Annotated in this window: 4 protein-coding genes; 3 read left to right on the plus strand and 1 reads right to left on the minus strand. The window is 63.1% G+C overall.

Annotated features, from left to right (window positions below; all coding sequences use genetic code 11):
- Positions 1–2: 2 nt before the first annotated feature.
- Positions 3–2,066, minus strand: coding sequence for an amino acid adenylation domain-containing protein (locus M5B99_RS09855; RefSeq protein WP_248803851.1), 2,064 nt, complete (start codon positions 2,064–2,066; stop codon positions 3–5).
- A 343-nt stretch (positions 2,067–2,409) separates the two neighbouring features.
- Here M5B99_RS09855 and M5B99_RS09860 point away from each other — a divergent pair, with 343 nt between their 5' ends.
- The 3 genes from M5B99_RS09860 to M5B99_RS09870 form a co-directional block, all read left to right on the plus strand.
- Complete coding sequence (locus tag M5B99_RS09860; protein WP_248803852.1) at positions 2,410–3,471, plus strand: TauD/TfdA family dioxygenase; 1,062 nt, start codon at positions 2,410–2,412, stop codon at positions 3,469–3,471.
- Positions 3,472–3,547: 76 nt separating this feature from the next.
- Positions 3,548–5,254: a cyclic peptide export ABC transporter gene (locus M5B99_RS09865; protein ID WP_248803853.1), complete on the plus strand. Its 1,707-nt coding sequence runs from the start codon at positions 3,548–3,550 to the stop codon at positions 5,252–5,254.
- 139 nt (positions 5,255–5,393) lie between these two features.
- Positions 5,394–6,855 (plus strand): condensation domain-containing protein (locus M5B99_RS09870; protein WP_248803854.1); only part of this gene is annotated, 1,462 nt, incomplete at its 3' end.

The following is a 6,855-nucleotide window of genomic DNA, read 5'->3' on the forward strand; positions in this document are numbered from 1 at the left end:
GGTCAATGGGCTTGAACAAGGGTGCGGGAGATGTAATCGGCCAGGGCCTTGGCGGTTGCGCCGTCGGCCAGGACGCCGGGATCGATGTCGATCTGGTAATGGCTTTTGAGCTTGCTCAGGGAGCGGATCAGGGCCAGGGAGGTGCCGCCGAAATCGAAGAAGTCATCGTTCAGGCCGATGTTCTTCAGGCCCAGGTCTTCGCTCCAGACCTTGAGCACGAACTGCCCCGGCGCCTGGATACGGGCGATATAGTCGGCCAGGACCTTGGCGGTCGCACCGTTCGCCAGCACACCCGGATCGAGGTTGATCTGGTAGTGCGCCTTGAGCTTGCTCAGGGAACGGATCAGGGCCAGGGAGGTACCGCCAAAATCGAAGAAGTCATCATTCACGCCGATGTTCTTCAGACCGAGGTCTTCGCTCCAGACCTTGAGCACCAACTGCTCCGGTTCGCTCAGCCCCTGGGCGTCCACCGAGTGCGACGGGGTGACGCCGGCGGTCGGCGAGGGCAGCTGTTGCTTGTCGATCTTGCCGTGGGCGGTCACCGGTAGCTGTGTCAGCGCCAGGTAGGCCGAGGGGCGCATGTAGTCCGGCAGGCTGCCGGCCACCAGGGCGGCGACTTCGGCGCGGGTCTGCTCGGTCCAGGCGCCGAGGCCCTGGGTCGGGACCACATAGGCCACCAGGCGCAGGTCGCCATCGCCGTAGTCATGGGCGCCGACATGGGCGGCGGATACGCTCGGGCTGGTTTGCAGGCAGGCTTCGACTTCACCTGGTTCGATGCGGAAGCCGCGGATTTTCAATTGCTCGTCGCTACGGCCGGCATAGCGGTACTCGCCGTCGTTGTCGAGTATCAGCAGGTCGCCGGTGCGGTAGGCGCGGACCGAAGTGCCGGGCAACTGGATGAAACGTTCGGCGTTGAGGTTCGCGCGGTTCAGGTAACCCTGGGCCACGCCGGCGCCTTCGATGTACAGCTCGCCGGCCGTACCCCGGGGCACCGCTACCTGGTTTGCATCGAGCAGATGCAGGCGCCAGCCGTCCAGCGGTTTGCCGATGGACACTGTCGTGCCGGTTTCCAGGTCCTGGCCCAGTACGCGCTTGAAGGTACTGTGCACCGTCGCTTCGGTAATCCCGTACATATTGATCAGTGCCGGCTTCTGGTCGCCATGACGCTCGACCCAGGGGCGCAGCACGGTGGCTGGCAGCGCTTCGCCGCCGAAGACCACGTAGCGCAGGGCCAGGGGAGCATTGACGCCGCGGTCTGCCTCGTCGAGGCCACGGAAGGCCGACGGGGTCTGGCTGAGCACGGTCACGCGCTGGTCGGACAGCCATTGGCGCAGGGCGGCGGGAGAGCGGGAGATATCATAGGGAACCACGGCCACTTGGCCGCCGTGGGCCAGGGCTCCCCAGATTTCCCAGACCGAGAAGTCGAAACCGATGGAGTGGAACATCGACCAGATGTCCTGGGCATTGAAACCATAGGTCCGTTGCGTACTTTCCAGCAGGCGGCTGACGTTGCCGTGGGAAACCAGCACGCCCTTGGGCTCGCCGGTGGAGCCGGAGGTGTAGATGACATAGGCGCTGGCCTGGTCCGGGTCGCGGCGGCTGCCATCGACACTCAACTCCAGTTCCGGTGCGGACAGCAGCTGGTCGAGGGACAGCACGCGCAGCGCCGGGCTTTGCGGCAGGTTCGCGGCATTGCCGATCACCAGGCCCAGGCCACTGTCACGAATGATGTGCTCAACGCGTTTGCCCGGGTACTGCGGGTCGACCGGGACATAGGTGCCGCCGGCCTTGAGGATGCCGAGCAGGCTGATGACCAGGTCGACGCTGCGCGGCAGGTACATGCCCACACGCACGCCATCCTTGACGCCTTCGTGACGCAAACGGGCGGCCAGCTTCGACGACAGCGCGTCGAGCTGGGCATAGCTCAATGTCCGAGTGGCGTCGGACACCGCCGTTCGCTCGGGAAATTCACGCGCCCGGGCACTGAATATCTCATGCAGGAAGGCACCGGGCGTGAGAGGGGCTGGCGGGGTGTTAACCGATTCGCCAGTGTTCTTGATCGGCATGACTAACGCTCCTGTGTAATAACAGATGCAACGTATTTTCGCCGTGGCGAAGGGCGTTGCACTCGAGACATCACTGCGGCTTGGACGATCCATTCGAAGTGCCGGCACGATCCGCAGTTGCCGCATTTCAGCACCGACCGGTTACCTGCGTCTGTCGCGGGAAATGGGGACAAAGCGTGGCGTCGCTGATTGCGGAGCTTCAGCCGCCCGGGTCACCGCTGTCCCGGTTTGCGGTGACAGACAGCCCCCTGCCATCGGTGTTTTTATCCTTGCGCGGCGGCGGAGCCTGTTGATCTTGCCCCGTACAACGTGGATGTGAGGGGCTGTGGTCCAGGAGTTTTTCATGAGTCTTCAAGCTAATGCTTCGCCGGTTTTCACCCATGACCTGTTGCCGGATGCGCCGGCCTGGCCCGATCGGGCGGGCGATCCGGCGGTACGTTTGTCCCTGCTGGCAGCTGGCATCAGCTTGCCCGTGGTGATCGAGCCGGCCGCGGCCGGCCTGGATCCGGTGCGGTGGGCGGGCGCGCAGCGCGAGGCGATCGAGGCGTTGCTGTGCCGTCATGGCGCGCTGCTGTTTCGGGGGTTCGAACTGGGCTCGGTGGCGGCCTTCGAAGCCTTTGCCGAGGCGTTGTCGCCCGGGTTGCACGGCAGTTATGGCGACCTGCCAAAGAAGGAAGGCGGGCGCAATGTCTATCGCTCCACGCCTTATCCCGAGCGCGAGATGATCCTTTATCACAACGAGAGTTCGCATCTGGAAAGCTGGCCGCGCAAGCAATGGTTCTTCTGTGAGCAGCCTTCGCGGGTCGGTGGCGCGACGCCCCTGGCGGACATTCGCCAAGTGCTCCAGCGTCTGCCGGCCGAGGTGGTCGGGCGTTTCGAAAGCAAGGGGCTGATGTACAGCCGCACCTTTACCGTCGGGGTCGAGCCGAGCTGGGAGTCGTTCTTCGGTACGACCGAACGCAGCGTCGTCGAACAGCGTTGCCGCGAACAGGGCACCGACTTCGAATGGCTCGACAGCGACACCCTGCAGATTCGCACCCGGTGCCCGGCAGTGATCAGTCATCCGTTCACCGGCGAACGCTGTTTCTTCAATCAGGTGCAGCTGCACCACCCGTTCTGTCTGGGCGAAGAAATGCGCGAGGATCTGCTCGACATGTTCGGCGCCGACCGCCTGCCACGGCTGGTCAGCTACGGCGACGGCTCGGCCATCGAGGACTCGGTCATGGCTCTGATCGGCGAAGCCTACGAGGCCTGTGCGGTGCGCTTCGACTGGCGCAGGGGCGACGTGGTGATGCTCGACAACATGCTCGCCGCCCATGCCCGTGATCCCTATGAAGAACCCCGCCTGATCGTCGTCGCCATGGGCGAAATGACCGCCCGGGACGACGTCTGGCAACCGACCTGAGTGATCGCAATCGAGTGACCCAGGACTTTCAACGACCGGCCACTGCGCGGGCTAATGCATTCAAGGACAGCACCCAATGAAAAACGAGCAAGAGAAGAAGACCCGACCTGGCTCGGTCATGCGTCTGCTGTGGCGCAGCCATCCCTGGCTGACGTTCTTGACCCTGATCACCGGGATCATCAGCGGCGTGGCGTCCATCGCGGTGATCAATGTGATCAACCAGGCGATTCATGAGGAAAGCTTCCAGGTGCAGTCGTTGTACTGGTTCGTCGGCCTGAGCGCGGTGGCGCTGCTGTTCCGTAACGGCGCCGCGCTGTTTCCGGCCTACGCCAGCATGCGCATCATGACCCGCCTGCGTATTGCCCTGTGCCGCAAGATCCTCGCCACGCCCCTGGAAGAAGTCGACCGTCGCGGCCCACCCAATGTCTTGACCATGCTCACCAGCGATATTCCGCAACTCAACAGCACCCTGGTGATCATGCCGAGCGTGCTGGTGGAACTGGCGGTGTTCCTGTTCGGTATCGCTTACCTGGCCTACCTGTCCTGGGTGGTGTTCGCGGTGACCGTTGGCCTGATGGTGGTGGGGGTGGCGCTGTACCTGTTCTTTTTCCTCAGTGGCGTGACCTTCTCGCGCAAGGTGCGTGACGAGTTCACCGCGTTCAACGAGTACACCCACGCCCTGGTGTTCGGTCTCAAGGAGCTCAAGCTCAACGGCATTCGACGCCGCTGGTTCAGCCGTTCGGCGATCCAGGAGTCCTCGACCCAGGTGGCTCGCTACAATTTTATCGAACGGCTCTGGTACACCGCCGCCGACAACGTCGGCCAGTTGACCTTGTCGCTGCTGATCGGTTGCCTGTTGTTCGCCGCGCCGATGGTCGGGGCCATCGATGCCAAGACCATGACCGCCAGCGTGCTGGTGGTGTTGTACATCATGGGGCCGCTGTCGCTGTTGATCGGCGCCATGCCGCTGCTGGCCCAGGGGCGGATCGCCGGCAGTCGCCTGGCGGACTTCGGTTTCTCGATCAATGACCCGCACCCGGAGCCGGAAGCGCTCGCCAGTGAATCCGGCAATGTGCTGCGCCTGGATCACCAGAAGTCCTGGGACAGCATCCAGCTGCGCAACGTGCACATGAACTACCAGGACCCGCTCGCCGGGGTCGGGTTTGGCCTGGGGCCCATCGACCTGACGGTGCATGCCGGTGAACTGATCTACATCGTCGGTGGCAACGGCTGCGGCAAGAGCACCCTGGCCAAGGTTATCTGCGGCCTGTACATCCCGCAGGACGGGCAGGTACTGCTCGACGGCACGCTGATCACCGAAGAGTCGCGCAGCGACTACCGCGACCTGTTCTCCGCGGTGTTCTCCGACTTCCATCTGTTCAACCGCTTGATCGGGCCCGACGAAGAAGAGGATGCCAGCACCGACCTGGCGCAGAAGTACCTGGCGACCCTGGGCCTGGAAGACAAGATCAAGATCGAAGGACTCGGTTATTCCACCACCAAGGCCCTGTCCTACGGCCAGCAGAAGCGTCTGGCGCTGGTCTGCGCCTACATGGAAGACCGACCGATCTACCTGCTCGACGAATGGGCCGCCGACCAGGACCCACCGTTCAAGCGTTTCTTCTACGAGGAACTGCTGCCGGACCTCAAGCGCCGCGGCAAGACGGTGCTGATCATCACCCATGATGACCAGTACTTCCAGTTGGCCGACCGCATCATCAAGTTGGTGGACGGGCAGATCGTCTCCGACGTGAATTGCTCGGTGCAGGGCAAGCGCGCCTGATTTCCAGCGCTGTTTAACTTTTCCAGGGTCGGCCTATCGCAAGGCTGAGCGAGGTCGGTCGGCTCCTGGACCTGACTCAATTTCCTGCTGTCGCCGCCTTTACCGCGTGGCGAGGCTGATCCTTTGCGAGAAGAAATGTATGGCACTTGCCCTGACCGCCGCCCAACGCAATATCTGGCTGGACCAGATGACCCAGGGCGACTCGCCGTTATACAACATCGGGGGCTACCTGGAGATCGAAGGGCTCCTCGATCCCGAACTGTTCCAGCAGGCCGTGGACCTGTTGATCGAGAAGCACGATGCCCTGCGCATGGTCTTGCTCGACCAGCGTGACGAGGAGGGCGTGCCGTTGCAGGCCTTTGCCGCGACCCTGCCGGTGTGGGTGGCACCGCTGGACCTGCAGGGGCAGGCGGACCCGCGCCAGGCCGCCGCGAGCTGGATGCAGCGCCAGCTTGAACGGGCCTTCAAGCTCGATGGCGGCCCGTTGTTCCGGTTCCATTTGCTCAAGCTCGAAGCGCAGCGTTTCTACTTTGTCGTGCACGCCCACCACATCGTGCTCGACGGTTGGGGCATCGACGGGCTCTGTGCTTCCCTCAGCCAGATTTACAATGCCCTGCACGACCAACGCATGCCTGATCTGTCGGCCCCGTCCTATGTCGATTTCATTGAGGACGACCGTGACTATCGCCAGTCGCCGCGTTTCGCCCGCGACCAGGCCTACTGGCTGGAAAAGTACCGCGACCTTCCCGAACCGTTGCTGCTCCCGCGCTATCGCCAGACCCAGGCTGAAGGCCCGAGCCGCAGTGGCCATTTCAATTACAGTTTTTCCCGCGACCTGGAAAACCGTATCGACGATCTGGCCGGGAGGCTGCAGGCCTCGCGTTTCCATGTCTTGCTGGCAGCACTCTATGTGTATTTCACCCGCACCCATCAGCGCGATGAACTGGTGATCGGCCTGCCGATCCTCAATCGCTCCAATGCCAGCTTCAAGAAGACCCTGGGGCTGTTTGCCCAGCTCAGCGTGTTGCGCCTGCGTTTCGGCGACGATCTATCGTTTGCCGAGTTGGTGCAGGGCATTGCCCGGGCGGTCAAGCAGGATTACCGCAACCAGCGTTTCCCGGTCAGCGATCTCAACCGCTTGCTGGAGTTGCGCCGCACCGAGCGCACGCAACTGTGCGACCTGACGTTCTCCTACGAACAGCACCACCATCTGTTGCGTTTCGGGCCGGCCAACGCGCGCTCGGTGAAATGCTCGAACAATCATGAACAGACGCCGCTGGCCATCCACCTGCGGACCAACGCCTACGATGATGAAGCCCGGTTGCACTACATCTACAACGAGGCGTATTTCCAGGCGGAGCAGATCGAGCCCATGGCCGAGCGTCTGCAGCATGTGCTGGACCAGGGGCTGGCGGATGAACAGTTGGCCGTTCGCGCGTTCGCCCTGACGACCCGCGCTGAAGACCAGCAGTTGCAGGCGTGGAATGCCGGCCAGCAGCAGTTTGTCGCGGACCGCACCCTCCATCAGCAGTTCGAAGCCCGTGCCCAGGAGCGGCCGGAGGCCGTGGCGCTGATGTATCAGGAGCAAAGCCTGAGCTATA

Source organism: Pseudomonas sp. MWU13-2100 (genome assembly GCF_023242365.1).
In the GTDB taxonomy this organism is placed as follows: domain Bacteria; phylum Pseudomonadota; class Gammaproteobacteria; order Pseudomonadales; family Pseudomonadaceae; genus Aquipseudomonas.